This is a genomic window from Falsiroseomonas sp. HW251 (assembly GCF_050563545.1).
Lineage (GTDB): Bacteria > Pseudomonadota > Alphaproteobacteria > Acetobacterales > Acetobacteraceae > Falsiroseomonas.
This window is the reverse complement of the sequence record NZ_JBNXUM010000009.1, coordinates 167686-187490: the sequence shown is the minus strand read 5'-3', so window position 1 is coordinate 187490 and position 19805 is coordinate 167686. Positions and strand designations below refer to the sequence as shown.

Below are 19805 nucleotides of genomic sequence, written 5' to 3'. Positions count from 1 at the left end.
GAAGAGAGCATCCATGCCGGACGACGGGCCTTCGCGCGACGAATTGCCGATCCGCTTCGACCTGCTGACCGCAAACCCGGTCTACAAACCCTTCCGCTACCCCTGGGCCTATGAGGCTTGGCTGCAGCAGCAGCGCATTCACTGGCTGCCGGAGGAGGTGCCGCTCGCCGACGACGTGAAGGACTGGCAGAAGAACCTCTCGGCGTCCGAGAAGAACCTGCTCACCCAGATCTTCCGCTTCTTCACCCAGGCGGATGTCGAGGTGAACAACTGCTACATGCGGCATTACAGCCAGGTGTTCAAACCCACCGAAGTGCTGATGATGATGTCGGCCTTCTCCTCGACGGAGACGATCCACATCGCCGCCTATTCCCACCTGCTTGATACCATCGGGATGCCGGAGATCGAGTACACGGCCTTCCTGAAGTACAAGGAGATGAAGGACAAGTACGACTACATGCAGAACTTCTCGGTCGACTCGAAGACCGAGATCGCCAAGACCCTCGCCGCCTTCGGCGCCTTCACCGAGGGGCTGCAGCTGTTTGCATCCTTCGCGATCCTCATGAACTTCCCGCGCTTCAACAAGATGAAGGGCATGGGCCAGATCGTGAGCTGGTCGGTGCGCGACGAGACGCTGCACTGCCTGTCCATCATCCGGCTCTTCCGCACCTTCATCCAGGAGAACCCGGAGATCTGGACGGAGGAGCTGAAGCGCGACCTCTACCTCATCTGCTCCACCATCGTGGACCACGAGGACGCCTTCATCGACCTGGCCTTCGAGCTCGGCGGCGTGCAGGGCCTCGATGCCGCGCAGACCAAGCAGTACATCCGCTTCATCGCCGACCGCCGGCTGCAGCAGCTGGGCCTCGAGCCGCTCTACCGGATCGAGAAGAACCCGCTGCCCTGGCTCGACGAGATGCTGAACGCGGTGGAGCACACCAACTTCTTCGAAAACCGCGCGACGGAATATTCGAAGGCGTCCACGACGGGGTCGTGGGAGGATGCCTTCGCGGACAGCACTTTCACGACCGCGCAGCCGGAGGGCGAGGTGCTGCGGGGGCATTGAGGGGAAGACCGCCCGCAGGTCAGAGCTCGCCTCCGCCGCGCCTTGTTTTCCCTTCCGGCTCAAGAGCCTCCCACTCCCCCTCAAGCGGGGGAGTGGTGGGGATGCGGAAGATTGAGGGCGCACTGAGTGAAGCATCCTTACCCTGACCTTCCCCCACTTGCGGGGGAGGGGAAGAGGAAAGCGGGGTAGGGAGGCTCCCGCCCCGGGAAGCTCACCTTCGCGCCTCCCACCCTACGCAACCCCGCCATCCCCCCGCGCCCCTTACGGCCCCGCCCCCTGTCGCCCATACTCGCCCCGGAGGGTAGGGGAATGCTGCAGCCGTGAGTTCGGAACGCGTCGCGTCGCCCGCCGCCCTGCCCGCCGCCTCGGGCACGACCTTCGCGGTCATTCTCTCCCTCAGCTTCTGCCACTTCCTCAATGACATGATGCAGTCGCTGGTGCCGGCGCTCTATCCCATCCTGAAGGCGTCCTACGGGCTCGATTTCGGCCAGGTCGGGCTGATCACGCTGGCCTTCCAGTGCACGGCGTCCCTGTTCCAGCCCGTCGTCGGCATGGTCACGGACCGGCGGCCGATGCCCTTCTCGCTGCCCGTCGGCATGGGCTCGACGCTGCTCGGCCTGCTGCTGATGTCGCAGGCCGCGAGCTATGGCCTCATCCTGCTGGCCGCGGCGATGATCGGGCTCGGCTCCGCCGTCTTCCACCCCGAGGCGTCGCGGGTCGCGCGCATGGCCGCCGGTGGCCGTTATGGCCTCGCGCAGTCGCTCTTCCAGGTCGGCGGCAATGTCGGCTCGGCCTCCGGCCCGCTGCTCGCGGCCTTCATCGTGGTGCCGGCGGGGCAGCGGAGCATCGTGTGGTTCTCGGCCGCGGCGCTGCTCGGGATGTTCGTGCTGTTCCAGGTCGGGCGCTGGTATGCGGCCCGGCGGCCGGCGCCGCGCGGTGCTGCGAAGGTCCATGGCGTGCCGCGCGCCGCGCTGCCGCGCGCGAAGGTCGCGATCGCCATCGCGGTGCTGGTGGCGCTGCTGTTCAGCAAGAACGTCTACAGCGCGGCGCTGGGTTCCTACTACACCTTCTACCTCATCGCGCGCTTCGGGCTTTCCGTGCAGGACGCGCAGCTGCTGCTGGTGCTCTACATGGGCGCGGTGGTCGTCGGCACGCTGGCCGGCGGCGCGATCGGCGACCGCGTCGGTCGCGTGCCGGTGATGTGGTTCTCGATCCTCGGCGCGCTGCCCTTCAGCCTGGCGCTGCCGCATGTCGGGCTGGTGGCGACGGCGGCCTTCACGGTCGCGATCGGCTTCATCATGGCCTCCGCCTTCTCGGCGATCCTGGTCTATGCGCAGGAGCTCCTGCCGGGCCGCGTGGGGCTGGTGGCGGGGATCTTCTTCGGCTTCTCATTCGGCCTCGGCGGGCTCGGCGCGGCAGCGCTGGGCGAGCTCGCCGACCTCACCAGCATCGAGACGGTCTACCGCATCGTCGGCTTCCTGCCCGCGCTCGGGCTCGCCACCGCGTTCCTGCCGAGGCTCGGGCGCGGCTGACGCAGCGCTCGCGGCGCAACGAAGCCCGAGCAGGCCCCAATAGTTCTGGACAGGAACGGGACAGGCTTCCACGCTGCCGAAAGCTGAGGCCGGTGGGAACGTCGCCGCAGTCATGCGTTGCCTTCGGGGCCGGGCCCGTCGGCAGCGCGCGCACCGGCCGCAGGCGCCTTCAACCCAAGGCGAGGTCCCCGTATGCGCCGGCAATCCCTCACCACCTTCATCCTGATCGCCATGCTGCTCGGCATCGGCGTCGGCTATGCCTGCCACGAGGTCTGGCCGGACCCGAACACCGCGCGGGCTATCGCCGACTACATCTCGCTCTTCACCGACATCTTCCTGCGGTTGATCAAGATGATCATCGCGCCGCTCGTCTTCTCCACCCTGGTGGTGGGCGTGGCCCATATGGGCGACACCAGGGCAGTCGGGAGGATCGGCGGCAAGGCGATGCTGTGGTTCGTCACGGCCTCGCTGGTGTCGCTGCTGCTCGGCCTCGTCCTGGTCAACCTGATGCAGCCCGGCGTCGGCCTCGACCTGCCGCTGCCGCAGGCCGGCACCGCGACCAACGTCCGCTCCTCCTCGCTGTCGCTCAAGGACTTCGTCGCGCATCTCGTGCCGACCTCGGTCTTCGACGCGATGGCGCGCAACGAGATCCTGCAGATCGTCGTCTTCTCCCTGCTCTTCGGCGTCGCGGCCGCGGCGATGGGGGGGAAGGCGCAGCACGTCGTGCAATGGATCGAGGAGCTGTCGCACATCATCCTGAAGGTGACGGGCTACGTCATGCTGCTCGCGCCGATCGCCGTCTTCGCCTCCATGGCAGCGATCGTCACCACCCAGGGCCTCGGCATCCTGGTGACCTACGGCAAGTTCATCGTGGAGTTCTACTTCGCGCTGGCGATCCTCTGGTGCATCCTGACCGGCGTCGGGTTCCTGTTCTTCGGCCGCCGCGTGATCGAGCTGGTCTCGCTCGTCCGCCAGCCCTTCCTCCTGGCCTTCAGCACCGCCAGCAGCGAGGCCGCGTATCCCCGCCTGATGGAGCAGCTCGCCCGCTTCGGGGTCAGCCCGAAGGTGATCTCCTTCGTCCTGCCGCTCGGCTATTCCTTCAACCTCGACGGCTCGATGATGTACTGCACCTTCGCGGTGATCTTCATCGCGCAGGCCTACGGCATCGAGCTGAGCTGGGGCCAGCAGGCGACGATGCTGCTGCTGCTGATGCTGACCAGCAAGGGCATGGCCGGCGTGCCGCGCGCCTCGCTGGTGGTGATCGCGGCCACCCTCTCGACCTTCAACATCCCCGAGGCCGGGCTGCTGCTGATCATCGGCATCGACCAGTTCCTCGACATGGGGCGCTCGGCGACGAACGTGATCGGCAACTCGCTCGCCGCCGCGGTGGTCGGGAAGTGGGAGGGCGACCGCACGGCGGAGCCCGGCAGCGCCGTGTTGCCGGAGCCGCCGCCCGGCACCTTCGACGAGGCGGAGGCCGAGGAGCCGGCCGCAGCGCGGCAGCCCGCATGAGGCGCATCCGCGCCGCGGCGCTCGGCCTCGCGCTCGCCCTCGGTCTCGGCGGGCCGGCGGTGGCGCAGGCGCCTGGCGCGCCGCCCGCCGGCGCGCTGACCGGCACGCTCGGCAAGGTCGCGCAGGGCGGCCGCATCACGCTCGGCTACCGCGAGGGTTCGCTGCCCTTCTCCTGGCTCGATGCCAGCCGCCAGCCCGTGGGCTACAGCGTCGATCTCTGCCTCGCCGTGGTGGAGGAGGTGCGCGAGCAGCTCGGCCGCGCCGTCGCGGTGGAGTGGCGCCCGGTCACGCCGCAGACGCGCATCCCCGAGCTGCTCGCCGGCCGCATCGACCTCGAATGCGGATCGACCACCAGCAATGCGGAGCGCGAGCGCCAGGTCGCCTTCTCGCCCGTTTTCTTCGTGGCAGGTACGCGGCTGCTGGTGCCGCGCGAAAGCCGCGTGCGCAGCCTCGCCGACCTCGCCGGCCGCACCGTGCTGGTGACCGCGGGGACGACGAACGCGGATGCGATCGAGGCGCTGATCCGCCGGCAGCGCCTGGCCATAACGCTGCGCAGCGTGCCGGAGCACGAGCAGGGCTTCGCCCGGCTCGCGGCCGGCGAGGCCGATGCCTTCGCGACCGACGACGTGCTGCTCTATGGCCTGATCGCGAAGGAGCCGGGCGGGGAGCGCTTCCGGGTGACGGGTCCGCTGCTGTCCTACGAGCCCTACGGGCTGATGTTCCGCCGCGACGATCCGGCCTTCGCCGATCTCGTCAACCGGACCTTCCGGCGTCTCGCCGCGAGCGGCGAGCTGCGCGGGCTCTACGACCGCTGGTTCACGCGCCGCCTGCCGGGCGGGGAGCGGCTCGATGTTCCGATCGGCCCGCAGCTCGCGGAGTTCTTCCGGATGCTCGGCGCGCCGGATTGATATGGCTGGCGCGTGCCGCGGGCGTCCCGCCGTTCAGTATTCCTCGCTGATGCTCCGGTTCGTGTAGTCCCGCAGGAAGGACGTCGCGGCCAGGCTCACCAGGCCGCAGAAGGCGATGAAGCCCGCGACCGCATAGCCGGAATGGGTGCGGCCATAGAGCCAGGTCGCGATCAGCGGCGCCGGCCCGCCCGCGATGATGGAGGACAGCTGGTAGCCCAGCGACGCGCCGGAATAGCGTAGCCTTCCCGTGAAGCTCTCGGCGATCAGCGCGGCCTGCGGACCGTACATGATGTTGTGCGGCACCAGCGAGAACATGATCGCCGCGAAGATCAGCAGGATCGATCCGCTGTTCAGCAGCGCGAAGTAGACGAAGCCGTAGACCGTCACCGCCGCCGCGCCGATCATGTAGATGCGCTTGCGCCCGAACCGGTCGGAGAGATGCCCGGCGTAGGGAATGAAGAAGAAGGACAGCAGCGAGGCGCAGAGCACCGCGGCAAGCAGCGTCTCCCGCGAGACATGCAGCGTGCCCGTGCCATAGGCGAAGATGAAGGCTGTGAAGATGTAGAAGGGCGCCTGCTCGCCCATGCGGGCCAGCGCGGTCAGCATGATCTCCTTGGGCTGGCGGCGGATCACCTCGATGGCTGGCGCCTTGGAGACCTTGTTCTCCGCCACCACGCGGCGGAAGGTCGGCGTCTCCTCGATGCCGAGGCGGATCCAGAGGCCGATCGCGACCAGCACGATGCTGATAAGGAAGGGCACGCGCCAGCCCCAGGTGAGGAAGGCGTCGCCGGCGATGGCGCTGCAGGCCAGCACGACGAGGTTCGCCAGGAACAGTCCCGCCGGCACGCCGAATTGCGGCCAGGCCGCGACGAAGCCGCGATGCTTGTCGGTGCGCGCCCATTCCATTGCGAGCAGCACCGAGCCGCCCCATTCCCCGCCGACGCCGACCCCCTGGATGAAGCGCAGGATCGTCAGCAGCACCGCGCCCCAGATGCCGATGGTCGCATAGGTCGGCACCAGGGCCACCAGGAAGGTGCCCACCCCCATCAGGACCAGCGTCGCGATCAGCGCGGATTTCCGCCCGAGCCGGTCGCCCCAATGGCCGAAGATCGCGGCACCCACGGGCCGCGCCACGAAGCCCACGGCATAGACGCCGAAGGCTTCCAGCGTGCCGGTCAGCGGGTCGGAATTCGGGAAGAACAGCCTGGCGAAGACCAGGCCCGTGACGATGCTGTAGAGGAAGAAATCGTACCACTCGATCGTGGTGCCGATCGTGCTCGCGATGATCGCGCGGCGGAGTTGTGTCGCGTGCTCGCTTTCCGACATCGTGGCGTTGGCTGGCATGTCCATGCCCTGTCCTCCGGCGACGCGTCTCGCGGTCAGAGAACCCGGATGCAGGGCGCGGGGTTGCATCCCGCCGTGTGGCGCGCTGTATGGCCGCGCCATGGCAGCCCCGAGGGACACCGACGCCGCCTCCTGGCTCGACCGCCTCTGGTCGCGGATCGGCGACCGCGGCCGCCCCGCTGCCGCGGCGCCGGCCGAGCGCGCGCGGCGCCTGGCCGAGGCGCTGCTGTCGGAACGCGGCGAGGCCTCCGGCGCGGCCCTCGCGCGGGAGTTGCTGAGGGTGGTGGGCGAGCTCTCGCCCGCGGACCGGGCGGGCTTCCACCTCTTCCTCGCCGAGGGCTTCGACGCCGACGCCGACGCGCTGCGCCGGGCGGCCGAGGCCTGGCTCGCGACCCCGACGCCCGAGCTCGCCGCGAGCCTCGCCGAGGCCGCGGAGCCGCGGCGGCAGGAATTGCTGCGCCGGATGAACATGGCCCCGGGCGGGACCGCGGCGCTGGTCGCGATGCGGCGCGAGGTGCTGGGCGGGATGAAGGACGCGCCGCGGCTCGGCCTGCTGGAAGGCGACCTGCGGCACCTCCTGGCGTCCTGGTTCAACCGCGGCTTCCTCGAGCTGCGCCGGATCGACTGGCACACCCCGGCGATCGTGCTGGAGAAGCTGATCGCCTATGAGGCCGTGCACGAGATCCATGGCTGGGACGACCTGCGCCGCCGCCTGGCCCCCGACCGCCGCTGCTTCGGCTTCTTCCACCCCGCCCTGCCGGAGGAGCCGCTGATCTTCGTCGAGGTCGCGCTGGTCGAGGGGCTCGCCACCGCCATCGCGCCGCTGCTGGCGCGCGACGAGGAGGGCGACGGCGCCGCGGCGGCGCGTGCGCGGCGGGCCGACACCGCGATCTTCTACTCCATCTCCAACTGCCAGGAGGGGCTGCGCGGCATCTCCTTCGGGAACCTCCTCATCAAGCAGGTGGTGGAGGAGCTGAAGGCGGAACTGCCGCAGCTGACGCGCTTCGCGACGCTCTCGCCCGTGCCGGGGCTGCGGCGCTGGGCCGAAGGCCAGGACACGCCCGGCCTGCCGGAACCCGACGATCCCTGGTGGGAGGACGCGGCGCGCGCCGAGGCGCTGCGGCCGGTGCTGCTGCGGCTCGCCGCTGCCTATCTCACGCGGCCGGCGACGGAGGGGCGGATCGACCCGGTGGCGCGCTTCCACCTCGGCAATGGGGCGCGGCTGGAGGCGATCCACTTCCTTGCCAACCTCTCGCCGCGCGGCATGCGGGAGAGCTTCGGGATCATGGTGAGCTACCTCTACGACGCCGCGGCGATCGAGGCGAACCACGAGGCCTTCGTGCGGACGGGGGCGGTGGCGCGGTCGGCGGCGGTGGAGGCGCTGCTCGCCCGGCCCCGGCGTCGCGGCGGGGCGCAGCCCTAGGCATCCCGGGCCTCCCGTGGCACATCCCCGCGCGCCATCCACGGAGCCCGAGCCCGCCTTGCCCGCCCCCAACGCCTGGGTCCTCACCGAGGGCCATGCCGGCATGGAATCCCAGGCCGTCGGCCTTGCGGAGGCGCTCGGGCTGACGCCGGAGCCCCGCAGGCTGCGCGCCAGGCTGCCCTGGGACTGGCTGCCGGGGCGGCTGTGGCCGGTGCCGCTGATGGGGGTGACGACGGAGCAGGGGCCGCTCGCGCCGCCCTGGCCTGGCGTGGCGATCAGCTGCGGCAATGTCTCGGCCCCGGTCTGCGCCGCGCTGCGGAGGCGCGGCGTCAAGGCGGTGCATGTGCAGCACCCCAAGATGGATCCCGCCGCCTTCGACGCCGTGGTCGCGGCGGTGCATGACGGCATCACCGGGCCGAACGTGATCGTCACGCGCAACGCGCTGCACCGCGCGACGCCGGAACGCCTGGCGGCCGCGCGGGCGGAATGGATGCCGCGCTTCGCGCATCTGCCGCGGCCGTTGGTCGCGGTGCTGGTCGGCGGCACCAATGGCCGCTTCCGGCTGGACGGCGAAGTCGGCGCGGATGTGGCGGAGAGGCTCGCGGGAATGATGGAGCGCGACAAGGTCGGGCTCTATGTCACGCCGTCGCGCCGCACCGGCGAGGACGCGAAGCGCGCGCTGGCCGACAGGCTGGTGCCGCTCGGCGCCGAAATCTGGGACATGCAGGGCGAGAACCCCTATTTCGGGCTGCTGGCCTGCGCGGACGCGATCGTCGTGACCTGCGACAGCGTCTCCATGATGTCGGAAGCGGTGGCGTCTTCCGTGCCGGTCTTCATCCTGGACCTGCCGGGGAAATCGCGCCGCATCGGCGAATTCATCGACATGCTGGTCCGCGACGGCCGCGTGCGCCGCTTCGACGGGCGCCTTGAGACCTGGCCCGTGACGCCGCTGGACGACACGCCGGCGGCGGCGGCCGAGGTGAAGCGCAGGTTGGGTTTGTGAAGATGCTCGACATCGCGACCTTCGACGCCGTGCGCGGCGGCAACGTGCTCTACAAGGCGCTGGTGCATCCGCTGGCTGCCGAAGCCATGCAGGCGCTCTTCGCGAAGCTCGCGGAACGCGGCCCCGTCGCGATCTACGATCCCGCCGATACCGCGACGGCGCTGGCGCAGCTCCACAAGCTCGATGCGATGACCGTCGAGGGCGTCTATGTCCAGGACGTCCGCGCGGTCGGCACGACACGCCTTGGGCACGTCGCGAAGCCCGTGACGGAGCTGAAGGCGTCCAAGGCCGGCGCGGTGCTGGTCGCGGCCTTCGATGCCGGGCGCCTGACGGCGTTGGCAAAGCCCTGGATGCCGCCAACCGCGCTGGTCGCGACGCTCGACGAAGCCGCGCTGCCCGAAGCCATGCGCAGCAACGTGAAGCGCGTGCTCGATCCCCTGAACTACGTCGCGAACTTCGCGCTGTTCCGCGACGCCGGCGGCGTGTCCACGCGGCTGGTCAGCGCGAACTACTGGGCGGGCTATGGCGCGAAGGCCATGCGGCTCTGGCTGCGGCTCTACGACATGGACGGCAGGCCCATCCTCACCTGGGAGGAGACGCTGCCCGACGGCCCCGGCGGCATCGCCCTCGACAGCCGGGAGATCCGCGCGCGCTTCGGCCTGCCGGAATTCGAAGGCCATCTCTACCTCCACGCCATCGGCTGCGCCGGGCATGACGTGATGAAATACGTGCTCGACACCTACGCGTCCGACGGCGGGCCGACGCTGTCGGGCACGCATGACGCCAATCCCTGGCCCGCCGACCGCTATGCCGGCCTGCCCGCGCCGAAGCCGGGCGAGCAGGTGCTGGTCTGGCTGGAGAACCCGCATCCCCAGCCCATTCCCGCCGGCGCCATCGGCCTCGGCCGCATGGGCCGGGAGGACAGCGTCGTGCCGGTCGAGGCGATCCCCGCCTTCGGCGTGCGCGCCGTGGACATCGGCAAGGCACTGCCTGCCCATGCCTGGCCCGACCAGCTGGAGCTGCATGCCGGCCGCCACCTGATCCGCCCGCGCTACGAGGTGCTGCACGGCCCGCGCCGGCGCATCGCGCATGTCAATGTCGAGCGCAGCGACCTCGAGCCCGATCCCGGTATTCCCGGCATCGCGGAGCTCATGGGACGCGGCTTCCTGCTACCCTTCCCGGTGCTCGATCCCGGCCGCTTCCGCTCCATCGTGCTGCCGACGCCGATGTCCACGGGCCAGCGCGACCTGCCCTTGGCGCTCGAGGTCTTTGCGGAGGACGGGCGGCCACTCGCGCGCCGCTTCCTGGGCTGCCTGCCGCGCGACCACGCGCTCGCGCTGGACGTCGCGGAGATGCTGGCGGAGGAAGGCGTGGTGCCGGAAGCGGGACATGCCGAGCTCGTCTACGACTTCCGCGACGGCGGCGGCGCGGATGGCTGGCTGCACGGGCTGTTCCGCTACGAGGACGTGGGCAGCGGCCATGTCGCGGAGTCGAGCTTCGGCTCGCACATCTACAACACCATCGTCACCTACAAGTCGGAGCCGCAAAGCTATGCCGGGCCGGCACCGGGTCTGTCCACGCGGCTCTTCCTCGGCCTGCCGCGGGCGGGGCGCACCAGCTTCTGCGTGCTGATCCACCCGAGCTCGCGGCCAGAGGCGGCGGCGGTGCAGCGATCGTCAACGAGCCTGCTGCTGCATGACGGCGCGGGGCAGGTGATCGCGGAGACGTGGATCGCGATCGCGGCCTGCGGGTCGAAGCTGGTGCAGCCGCACCTGCTGTTCGACGCGGCCTCGCTGCGCAAGGCCGGGGAGACGGGGTATGTCCTGGTGCGCGACACGACGTGCCGGCTGTTCGGGTATCAGGGGCTGATGGGAGAAGGCGGGGCCTTCTCGCTCGACCACATGTTCGGGTTCTGAGGGGGCGAATGCCCCCACCCGCCCGCGCAGCGGCCGGGTGGGGGTCTGCCCGCCGTCAGCCCGGCGCCGGCACCACCAGCGGCTTGCCCTTCTCGATCGTGAAGGTGACCAGCACGCGCGCGCCGTTCGGGCCGGCGAGTTCGGTGTGCGGCACGTCAGGCGCGATCTGGAAGCTCTCGCCGGGACGCGCCGGCACCTTCCCCGTCGGCAAGGTGAGCTCGAGGTCGCCTGCGATGATGTAGGCGAGCGTCACGCCGGGATGGGTGTGGCGCGGGTTCATCGCGCCGGGCGCCATCTCCAGCATGACGTTGTGCGTGACCAGGTTGGTGCCGGGCATGTCGATGCTCTGCAGGATGGTCCGCGTGGCGGCCGGCGCCTGCGCCGTGGCGTCCGTGGCCACCAGGCCCGTGGCGGCGCAGATGGCGCAGCCCGCGAAGAGCTTGCGGCGTGAGAGCAAGAGATTTCCTCCTTCGAGTGGCGGCCGAAGCCTAGGGAGTCCGCGGCGCCGGGAAAAGCGTCAGTTGCGCGCCGCCGCCGCCATCTCCTCCGCCCGCGCCTGCAGCCGCGCGAAGACCTGGGCGGCGTTCGGCGCCGCCAGCCGCCCGTCCTGCTTGCGGATCACGCCGTCCACGATGACGGTGTCTATGTCGCCCGCGCCGGCCTGCAGCAGCACCAGGCCATAGGGATCGCTCAGCGGCGCAGTGGCCGGGCTGTCCGTGCGCAGCAGGATGACGTCGGCCCGCTTGCCCGGCGTCAGGCTGCCGGTGACGCGGTCGAGCCCGATGCCCTTCGCGCCCTCTATCGTGCCGAGCTCGATCATGCGCTTCGCCGTCACCGCCGGCGCGGGCGGCACCTGCCCGTTCGCGGCGACGCCGGCCATGTTGGCGCGGAACAGCTCGGCCGCATGCGCGACGCGGAGCTGCGGGATCATGCCGCCGCCCACCATGGAGGGGATGTCGGTGCCGAAGCTGACCCGCATCCCCGCCGCCGCCGCCTTGAAGGCCGCGGGCTGGCCGTGGCCCATGCGGAGTTCCACCTCCGGCGTCGAGCACATCATCACGCCCTTCGCCGCGGCGAGGCGATACTCGTCCTCCTCGTGGTTGTTGGCGTGGACGATCTGCAGGCGGTCCGTCAGCAGCCCCGCGGCATCGAGCTGCGCGAGAAGCCGCGGCTTGCGGTTGGCGTAGTGGAAGGCGCCGGTGTGGATCGCGATGGGCACGCCGAGCTCCGCGAGCCGCCGCATGTCGGCGATGGCGGGCTCGAGCGGCACGAAGTCCGGCCCCTGCAGGCAGGTCCAGAGCGCGACGCGGGCCGGCAGCCGCCCGCCGAGCAGCGCGCGCGCATGCGCCGTCATGCGGCCATTGATGGCCTGGGCATCCCCGCCCTGCGGAACCGGCGGCGTGGTGTAGGCCAGGATCGCGCGCACGCCCGACGCGTCCAGCGCCTCGATCGCGGCGTCGGCATGCTCGGGCGAGACGGTCTCGCGCGACCAGTCCAGCAGCGTCGTGGTGCCGGCGGCGATCTGCTCGAGCGCGCCGGCCTCGTCGGCGAGCCGCACATCGGCCGCCGTCATGCGGTTGGAATGGCGCAGCACGATCTGCTGGAAATAGGTGACGAAGGAATGGTCCGCGGACAGGCCGCGCTGCATGGTCTGCGCGAGGTGGATGTGGCCGTTGACGAAACCCGGCATGGCAATGCGGCCGGTGCCGTCGATCACCAGCGCGCCCTCGGCCTGGATGCCGGGCGCCACCGCGCGGATCGCGCCGCCCTCGATCAGCACGTCGCCGCGCGGCAGGTCTCCGATGGCGCCATCCATGGAGAGCACATGCGCGCCGCGGATCAGGATCGGCCGGCCCGGCGCGGCGGGCTGCGCGGCGGCCTGGCGGGGCAGGGCGGTGGCCAGCGCGGCGAGCGCCGAGCCCGCGAGCAGGTCGCGGCGTGCGGAGCGGTCCGTCATGGTCGTTCTCCTCCGGGGTTTCCGGCTTGTCGGTGCAAACGGTTGCAGGGTCAAGGCCCGCGCGATGGACGCGGCCCGCACCGGGGTCTATGGGCAGCGCACCATGCTCAAGGCCATCCGCCTCCTCTCGCTGCTGCTGATCCTGGTCCTCGGCGGGATCTGGAGCTGGGCCTGGCTCGGCCGGGACGCCGGCGAGACGCTGGCCGATTCCTTCGCCCGGCGCCTGGCCGCCGTGACGGGCCAGGACGGCGCGCTGCCCTCGGCGGGCGGCGTGCAGCTGCCGCAGGGCATGGTGCTCGGCGGGCCGTTCAGCCTGGTGAACCACGAAGGCCGGCCGGTGACGGAGCAGAGCTTCGCCGGCCGCTTCCTGCTGCTCTTCTTCGGCTATTCCTACTGCCCCGATGTCTGCCCGACGGAGCTCGGCGTCATCGCGACCGCGATGGACGAGCTGGGGCCGGCGGCCGCCCGCGTCACGCCGGTCTTCGTCTCGGTGGACCCGGAGCGCGACACGCCGGCGCAGCTTGCGGACTATGTCTCGCGCTTCCACCCCGCCCTGGTCGGGCTGACCGGCACGCCGGAGCAGGTCGCGGCGGCGGCGCGCGCCTATCGCGTCTACTACGCCAAGGTGAATCGGCCGGACATGAGCCAGTACCTCATGGATCACTCTTCGTTCATCTACCTCGTCGGGCCGGATGGCCGGGTGCGGGCCCTGTTCCGCCCGGAAACCCCGCCGGAGGCGATCGCGCAGGCGGTCCGCGGGCAGCTTCGCGGGGGCTGATCGGCCCCGTGCTGCGGTGAAGGGTTCCGGAACCCGTCCCGGACGGGTAAGCTTGGCGTGTGGGAGCGTGCCCGCCGGTTCGGCGGGGCCGAGGGGAGTCGCGAGATCGATGGCCGAAGAGGATGCGGACCTGCCCGGGCGTGACTCGCGCTCGTCCGCGCCACCGCCGCGGCACACGCGCCGGCTCTCCGACAAGATCCTGATTGCCTTTCACCACGCCTGCGACCAGGGCGACTACGAGGTGGCGGAGGAACTGCTGCGCATCCTCGAGATGATGCTGACGCGCCGCCCCGTCTCGCCCGACGTGAACCGCCGGAAGAACATGGAGAGCCTGGTCGCCGCGCATGAGCGGCTGTGGCTGCTGCGCCACCCCGAGGCGAACGAGCGGTAGCTTCTCAAACCGGGAGGGCCGCGCCGTCCCGCAGGATCGCCTCGGCCGCGGTGCCGGGGCCGTCGCCCTCGTGCAGCGTCAGGCCGGGCAGCACCCGCCCCGGCCCCTTGCCGCCCCGCCGCGCCGCCAGCAGCACGCGCTTCGCCGCGACACCAGCCCGCGGCCAGAGCGGCAGCAGCGCCGGGCTGCCGAAGCCCGCGCCGGCGAGCGCGGCGAGCCCATCGGCAAAGCGCGCGGCGGGAAGGACCAGCGTCGCGCTGCCGCGATGCGCGATCGCGGCGAGGCAGGAAGCCCAATCCGCCAGCGTGGCCTCGCCCTGCGTGCCCTCGCCGTGCGTGGCGGCGCGGCGGATCGCCTCGGGCGGCGGCGTGCCTCCATCCCAGAAGGGCGGGTTGGCGAAGCCGTGGGCGCAGCGCGGCAGTGCGCGGTGCAGCGCGGGGTCGGCGACGTCGCCCTCGATGACCTCGACGCGATCGGCGAGCCCGTTCAGCGCTGCATTCTCCCGCGCGAGAGCGGCCAGAGCGGGCTCGCGCTCCACCGCGACCACGCTGACCCCGGGCACGCGGGCAGCCAGGCACAGGAAGGCCGCGCCGGTGCCGCAGCCGAGTTCCAGCACGCGCTCGCCCGGCCTGGCCGGCACCGCGGCCGCGAGCAGCACGGCGTCGTGGCCGGCGCGCAGCCCCCGCGCGGGCTGGCGCAGCCGCACCCGCCCGCCGAGCAGCGTGTCTTCCGTCACCACGTCTCGCCGGCCTCGCGCAGCACGCGCAGCGCCTGTCCGGCCTCCTCCTCCGGCACGGCCAGGCGGCGGGGGAAGGCGCCGATCCCGCCTTCCAGCGCGCTGATCGCAGAGTCGAGGACCACCGGCGCGCAGCCGCCGTCGCGCAGCAGCGCCACCAGGAAGCTCAGCCGGACCGGGTCGGTGGTGGTCAGCAGGACGCGCATGGACAGGCCTGGCAAACGTCCCATCTGCGGGGGCGGCGGCGCCGCCCGCGTGCTTGCCCCCCCTTGGGGCGGGGGCTAGGTTGCCGCCGCAAAGACCGAGGTCAAGAGAGCGTGGATCTGCCCGTGCCGTCGAGCGAAGCCCAGAAGGGGACGGACACGGGTGAGGACGCGCTGGCCGCGCTGATGGCGCTGGTGCGCGACGACCTCGAGGCCTGCAACCGCCTGATCGTCGAGAACATGCAGAGCGAGGTGGCGCTGATCCCCCAGCTCGCCGCGCATATCGTCGCCGCCGGCGGCAAGCGGCTGCGGCCGCTGCTGACGCTCGCCGCCGCGCGCATGGCGGGATACCGCGGGGATCGTCATGTCGGGCTGGCCGCCTGCGTCGAGTTCATCCACACCGCGACGCTGCTGCATGACGACGTCGTGGACGAGAGCGCGCTGCGCCGCGGCCAGGCCAGCGCGAATGCGCTGTTCGGCAACAAGCCCTCGGTCCTCGTCGGCGACTTCCTGTTCGCCCGCGCCTTCCTGCTGATGGTCAGGGACGGCTCGCTCGAGGTGCTGCGGATCCTGTCGCAGGCTTCCGCGGTGATCGCGGAGGGCGAGGTCCTGCAACTCGTGATCCAGAACGACACGTCGTCCACCGAGGAAGCCTATCTGCAGGTGATCGAGGGCAAGACCGCCGCGCTGTTCGCCGCGGCGACCGAGGTCGGCGCGGTGGTCGCGGGCTGCGACGCCGCGCGCCAGGCCGCGCTGCGCGCCTATGGCCACAACCTCGGCGTCGCCTTCCAGCTGGTGGACGACGCGCTGGACTACTCGGCGGAGCAGGAGCGGCTCGGCAAGACCGTCGGCGACGATTTCCGCGAGGGCAAGATCACGCTGCCCGTGCTGCTGGCCTTCGCCCGCGGCGACGAGGCGGAGCGCGGCTTCTGGCGCCGCACGATCGAGGACAAGGACCAGGAAGGGGCCGACCTCGGCACCGCGATCGCGCTGATGCAGAAGCACCGCGCCTTCGCCGACACCGTCGCCCGCGCGCGCGACTACGGCGCGAAGGCGCTGGCGGCGCTCGACGCCTTCCCGGACGGGGCGGAGAAGCGCGCGCTCGCGGGGACCGTGGAGTTCTGCATCAGCCGGGCGCGCTGAGGCGCGCGCCGCGGGCTCAGCCCGCGGCCTCGTCGCGGTAGGCGACGAAGCCGATCTCGCGGCCCGGCCATTGTGCCTGGCGGTCCGAGATCGTCGCCGAGATGCGCGCATTGACCTCCGCCTCCGCCGGAATGCGCCAGTCCAGGCCGCGACACATCCCCGCCGCGACGAGCTGGTCGCGCACGGCGGCAAGGTCCGGCACGGCCAGCCCGCGATAGGTCGAGCCGGTGACCAGGCGGCCCCGCTCCGTGAAGGTCACTGCGCCGCGGATCGCCTGCACGACGGCCACATGCCGCACGCCCGACGCGTCGAGGTAGCGGCGCGCGGGCGTGGTGAGCGGGCGGCGCCGCGCGATGACGGCGACGCGGTCGTCCTCCTCCAGGCAGCCGATCGCGAGGTGCAGCGCTGAGCCCTCCGCGAAGACCAGGCGCCGCGCGCCGGCGTACAGCATGAGCTGCTGCGGCACCGTCAGGCGCTCGGGGTACATGACGGCGTAGCCCTCGGCGGCCAGGTTCTCCTCCAGCACCTCCTCGAACAGGATGCCGCCGCGGAACGGCTCGAGCCGCCGGCGCGAGACATAGAGGCCGGGGCAGGAGAGGCCGTCGCCGACGGCCGGCGAGCGGCGCATGCCGCGCATCAGGCGCAGGAAGGCGGCGTCGTCCCCGGGCGGCGCGCCCGGCATGCCGAGCTGGAGGTGATCGGGCACGGCGAGCGCGGCGAAGCGCGCGGGCGCCTGCACGAAGACCGGCTTCAGGCGCGGCCCGATGCCGAGGCTCTGCAGGATGCCGGCCAGGAAGGGCCTGCTGCGGAGCGGATTGCCGCGCCCGGGCGTGGCGCGCAGCAGCTGGAAGACGACGCCGTCGAGCCCGTCCGCAAGGTCGGGCAGCGGCCAGAGCCGGCCCATGCAGTTGACGAGGTGGTGGCCGAAATGCGCGTGCACCCATCCCCCGAACAGGAAGCGCCCGGGGCGCGGGGCCAGGTCGTCGCGCCGCAGCAGCGCGGGCGCGAGCGCCAGGATGCGCTCGCCGGCATGGGCGGCTTCCGGGACGTAGCGGCCTTCCGCGTCGTAGATGCCGCCATCCTGCACCCAGCCCTGGCCGCGCGGCCCGGTGCCGGAGCAGGGCTGCACCAGCGCGTTCTCGATCCAGCGCAGCGACGGCATCGGACGCGCCTGCCCCCCTCGGTCCCGCGGGCTATATCAACGCGAGGCGGGCGCCGTCATCCCGGGGCGGCAGTCGGGGGCGGGAAGAAGTCGTTGATCGCGATCTCCGCCACGCGCTGCTTCCGCCAGACCTTTTGGCGTTCCTCGACCGCCCGGGCGATTTCGGCCTCGACCTCCGCTGGCGTCGGGATGCGCCAGCCCGTGCCGCGGCACAGCCCCGCCGCGACGAGCCCGTCGCGCAGCGCCTCGAAGTCCAGCACGGCGAGGCCGTTGGCGAGCGCGCCGCCGACGCTGCGGTCGCCGTCGCCATAGGTGACGACGCTGCGGATCGCGTCCACGCAGGCGGCCCGGCGCATGCCCGCGCCTTCGAGGTAGTAGCGCATCGCCGGGATCATCGGCCGGCGCCGCGCGATCACCCCGACCGGGATGTCGGGATCGAGCGCCCCGATCGCGAGGTGCAGCGCCGTGCCCTCGGCGAAGATCACGCGGCGCGCGGCGCGGTAGACCGCGAACTGGTCGGGGATGGAAAGGCGCTCGGGGTGCAGGATCGCGTAGCCCTCGGCGGCCAGGTTCTCCTCCAGCACGCTCTCCAGCACGAAGCCGCCCTTGTTCGAGAGCCGGCTGCGCGAGACGTAGACGCCGCGCAGCACGAGGCCATCATCGGCCGGCGCGGAGGCCGCGAGTGCGCGCATCAGCGCCATGAAAGCCGCGTCCCGGGCCGGCGCGGCGGGCCGGCCGAGCCGCATGGGCTCCCCGATGGTGAGGTGGGCGAAGCGCATCGGCTCCTTCGCGACGATCGCGGGGATGCGCGTGCCAATGCCGAGGCAGGCGAGCAGCGCGCGCAGCGCGTGATCGCGTTCCAGCAGGTCGGGGCCGGTCAGGCCCTGGAACACCACGCCGGTGTAGTTGGCGCCCGGCGCGGCGAGCGGCCAGAGATGGCCCATGGAGAAGACGAGGTAATGGCCGAAAATCGGCTGCAGCCAGCCACCGAAGAGCCAGCGGCCGCGGCGGGGCCGGAGATCGTCCCGGCGCAGCGCCGGCGGCTGGCTGCATGCCGCCTTCTCGAAGGCGGGGCGGGCGATGCGGATCTCCCGGCCGCGGGGGCCATAGACGCCGCCATCCACCAGCCACCCCTCCGGCCCGCGGCCGCGTCCGGAGGAGGGCAGGACGAGCGCGTTGCGCAACCCGACCAGGGTGGGGAGCCGGGCCCGCGCGCGGGCGCCCGGCCGCCCCGGCGCCGGGTCAGACGACGGCAATGCTCTCGCGCCGGAGCTGGACCGCGAGTGCGTCCAGCGCGCGGCCCGTGCGCTCCACCATCTCGTCGATCTCGTCCGTCTTCATGATCAGCGGCGGCGAGAAGGCGACGGTGTCGTTGGCGAGCCCGCGCAGGATCACGCCCTCGGCCTCGCCGAGCTTGGTCAGGCGCGGGCCGATCTTGAGCGACGGGTCGAAGTTCTTGTGCGTCTTCTTGTCCGCGACGAGTTCGATCGCCCCGACCAGGCCGACGCCGCGGACCTCGCCGACCAGCGGGTGGTCGGCGAAACGCTCGCGCAGGCGCTTCTGCAGATGCGGGCCCGTCTTGCGGACATGGCCGGTGATGTCGATCTCGTCGTAGATCTTCAGCGTCTCCACCGCGACGGCTGCCGGTACGGGATGGCCGGAATAGGTGAAGCCGTGGCCCCAGGTGCCGATGGTGGACGCGCCTTCCGCGAGCCCTTCGAAGACACGCTCGTTGATGATGATGGCGCTGATCGGCAGGAAGGAGGCCGAGAGCGCCTTGGCGCAGGTGATGATGTCGGGCGTGATCGAATAGGTCTGGCTGCCCCAGTAGTTGCCGGTGCGCCCGAAGCCGCAGATCACCTCGTCCGCGACGAACATCACGTCGTGCTTCTTCAGCACCGCCTGGATCTTCTCGAAATAGGTGGCGGGCGGGACCATCACGCCGCCCGCGCCCATCACGGGCTCGGCGAAGAAGGCGGCGACGGTCTCGGGCCCCTCGCGCTGGATGACCTGGTCGAGTTCCTCGGCGAGCCGCGCGGCGAAGGCTTCCTCGGACTCGCCGGGATTGGCGCCGTGGTAGTGGTGCGGCGTCGAGACATGGATGAAGCGGTCGGAGACAGGCAGGTCGAACATGCGGTGGTTCGCCGGCAGGCCGGTCAGCGAGCCCGACGCGATCGTGATGCCGTGATAGGCCTTCAGGCGGCTGATGATCTTCTTCTTGTTCGGCCGGCCGAGCGCGTTGTTGACGTACCAGATCATCTTGATCGCGGTGTCGTTCGCCTCCGACCCGCTATTGGCATAGAAGACCTTCGACATCGGCACCGGTGCGCGCTCGATCAGCATTTCCGACAGGTCGATCAGCGGCTCATGCGACTTGGCGGTGAAGGCGTGGTAGAAGGGCAGCTTCTTCATCTGCTCATAGGCCGCTTCCGCCAGGCGCTTGCTGTCGAAGCCGAGCGAGGCGCACCAGAGGCCCGCCACGGCCTCGATGTATTCCTTGCCCTGGTCGTCCCAGACCTTCACGCCCTCGCCGCGGGTGATGACCAGCGGGCCGTTCTTCATGTGGGCGCGGAAGTCGGTGTAGGGGTGCAGGACGTTGGCGATGTCGCGGGCGGCGTTCGAATTGCGGGGCGGGGTCATGTCGTTGGCTCTTCCTCGGCGGGTCGCGGCGCGATGCTAGAACGACCGCGAGCCCGCGTCATCCGGCTCGCGCGAAGGTTGCCCCGCCGCC

At 71.3% G+C, this 19805-nt stretch carries 18 protein-coding genes; 10 read left to right on the top strand and 8 right to left on the bottom strand.

Annotated features, from left to right (window positions below):
• The first annotated feature begins 13 nt into the window (after positions 1–13).
• The 4 genes from ACLF3M_RS13255 to ACLF3M_RS13240 all read left to right on the top strand — a co-directional run bounded on the left by ACLF3M_RS13255 (position 14) and on the right by ACLF3M_RS13240 (position 5018).
• On the top strand, positions 14–1066 hold the full coding sequence (locus ACLF3M_RS13255) for a ribonucleotide-diphosphate reductase subunit beta (RefSeq protein WP_430657406.1): 1053 nt from the start codon (positions 14–16) through the stop codon (positions 1064–1066).
• Between the two features lie 320 nt (positions 1067–1386).
• Positions 1387–2598, top strand: coding sequence for an MFS transporter (locus ACLF3M_RS13250; protein WP_430657405.1), 1212 nt, complete (start codon positions 1387–1389; stop codon positions 2596–2598).
• A gap of 192 nt (positions 2599–2790) precedes the next feature.
• The gene (locus tag ACLF3M_RS13245) at positions 2791–4110 is read left to right on the top strand and encodes a dicarboxylate/amino acid:cation symporter (RefSeq protein WP_430657404.1); all 1320 of its coding nucleotides are present in this window, start codon (positions 2791–2793) and stop codon (positions 4108–4110) included.
• Positions 4107–5018 (top strand): amino acid ABC transporter substrate-binding protein, encoded by a 912-nt coding sequence (locus ACLF3M_RS13240; protein WP_430657403.1) that lies wholly within the window; start codon positions 4107–4109, stop codon positions 5016–5018. The genes ACLF3M_RS13245 and ACLF3M_RS13240 overlap by 4 nt, the downstream gene beginning before the upstream one ends.
• A gap of 33 nt (positions 5019–5051) precedes the next feature.
• Here ACLF3M_RS13240 and ACLF3M_RS13235 read toward each other — a convergent pair whose 3' ends face one another.
• Positions 5052–6368 (bottom strand): MFS transporter, encoded by a 1317-nt coding sequence (locus tag ACLF3M_RS13235; protein ID WP_430657402.1) that lies wholly within the window; start codon positions 6366–6368, stop codon positions 5052–5054.
• Between the two features lie 94 nt (positions 6369–6462).
• On the opposite strand from ACLF3M_RS13235, the gene ACLF3M_RS13230 reads away from it, so the two are divergent.
• The 3 genes from ACLF3M_RS13230 to ACLF3M_RS13220 are packed head-to-tail and all read left to right on the top strand — an operon-like array spanning position 6463 to position 10704.
• Positions 6463–7785 carry a malonyl-CoA decarboxylase domain-containing protein gene (locus ACLF3M_RS13230; protein WP_430657401.1) on the top strand — a complete coding sequence of 441 codons (1323 nt, stop codon included), beginning with the start codon at positions 6463–6465 and terminating at the stop codon, positions 7783–7785.
• A 58-nt stretch (positions 7786–7843) separates the two neighbouring features.
• Positions 7844–8788 (top strand): mitochondrial fission ELM1 family protein, encoded by a 945-nt coding sequence (locus ACLF3M_RS13225; protein ID WP_430657400.1) that lies wholly within the window; start codon positions 7844–7846, stop codon positions 8786–8788.
• Between the two features lie 2 nt (positions 8789–8790).
• The gene (locus tag ACLF3M_RS13220; RefSeq protein WP_430657452.1) at positions 8791–10704 is read left to right on the top strand and encodes a hypothetical protein; all 1914 of its coding nucleotides are present in this window, start codon (positions 8791–8793) and stop codon (positions 10702–10704) included.
• Between the two features lie 55 nt (positions 10705–10759).
• On the opposite strand, the gene ACLF3M_RS13215 is transcribed toward ACLF3M_RS13220, so the two are convergent.
• Both ACLF3M_RS13215 and ACLF3M_RS13210 read right to left on the bottom strand, forming a co-directional pair.
• Positions 10760–11161, bottom strand: a complete 402-nt coding sequence (locus ACLF3M_RS13215) for a cupin domain-containing protein (protein WP_430657399.1) — start codon at positions 11159–11161, stop codon at positions 10760–10762.
• A 60-nt stretch (positions 11162–11221) separates the two neighbouring features.
• Positions 11222–12661 carry an amidohydrolase family protein gene (locus ACLF3M_RS13210; RefSeq protein ID WP_430657398.1) on the bottom strand — a complete coding sequence of 480 codons (1440 nt, stop codon included), beginning with the start codon at positions 12659–12661 and terminating at the stop codon, positions 11222–11224.
• A gap of 64 nt (positions 12662–12725) precedes the next feature.
• Between ACLF3M_RS13210 and ACLF3M_RS13205 the strand changes: the two genes are divergently transcribed.
• A complete protein-coding gene (locus tag ACLF3M_RS13205) occupies positions 12726–13439 on the top strand; it encodes an SCO family protein (protein WP_430657397.1) in 714 nt (237 codons plus the stop codon).
• Positions 13440–13548: 109 nt separating this feature from the next.
• Positions 13549–13830 carry a hypothetical protein gene (locus tag ACLF3M_RS13200; protein WP_430657396.1) on the top strand — a complete coding sequence of 94 codons (282 nt, stop codon included), beginning with the start codon at positions 13549–13551 and terminating at the stop codon, positions 13828–13830.
• A gap of 4 nt (positions 13831–13834) precedes the next feature.
• Here ACLF3M_RS13200 and ACLF3M_RS13195 read toward each other — a convergent pair whose 3' ends face one another.
• Together ACLF3M_RS13195 and ACLF3M_RS13190 are read right to left on the bottom strand one after the other, a co-directional pair.
• Entirely contained in the window at positions 13835–14566 is a 732-nt protein-coding gene (locus tag ACLF3M_RS13195) for a tRNA1(Val) (adenine(37)-N6)-methyltransferase (RefSeq protein ID WP_430657395.1), read from the bottom strand.
• On the bottom strand, positions 14563–14796 hold the full coding sequence (locus tag ACLF3M_RS13190) for a DUF2007 domain-containing protein (RefSeq protein WP_430657394.1): 234 nt from the start codon (positions 14794–14796) through the stop codon (positions 14563–14565). Before ACLF3M_RS13190 ends, ACLF3M_RS13195 begins: the two co-directional genes overlap by 4 nt.
• Before the next feature lie 159 nt (positions 14797–14955).
• On the opposite strand from ACLF3M_RS13190, the gene ACLF3M_RS13185 reads away from it, so the two are divergent.
• Positions 14956–15912: a polyprenyl synthetase family protein gene (locus ACLF3M_RS13185; protein ID WP_430657451.1), complete on the top strand. Its 957-nt coding sequence runs from the start codon at positions 14956–14958 to the stop codon at positions 15910–15912.
• Between the two features lie 16 nt (positions 15913–15928).
• Here ACLF3M_RS13185 and ACLF3M_RS13180 read toward each other — a convergent pair whose 3' ends face one another.
• The 3 genes from ACLF3M_RS13180 to ACLF3M_RS13170 are packed head-to-tail and all read right to left on the bottom strand — an operon-like array spanning position 15929 to position 19714.
• A complete protein-coding gene (locus ACLF3M_RS13180) occupies positions 15929–17074 on the bottom strand; it encodes a glycosyltransferase 61 family protein (protein ID WP_430657393.1) in 1146 nt (381 codons plus the stop codon).
• Between the two features lie 56 nt (positions 17075–17130).
• The gene (locus tag ACLF3M_RS13175; protein ID WP_430657392.1) at positions 17131–18258 is read right to left on the bottom strand and encodes a glycosyltransferase 61 family protein; all 1128 of its coding nucleotides are present in this window, start codon (positions 18256–18258) and stop codon (positions 17131–17133) included.
• Between the two features lie 58 nt (positions 18259–18316).
• The gene (locus tag ACLF3M_RS13170; protein WP_430657391.1) at positions 18317–19714 is read right to left on the bottom strand and encodes an aspartate aminotransferase family protein; all 1398 of its coding nucleotides are present in this window, start codon (positions 19712–19714) and stop codon (positions 18317–18319) included.
• Positions 19715–19805: the final 91 nt, after the last annotated feature.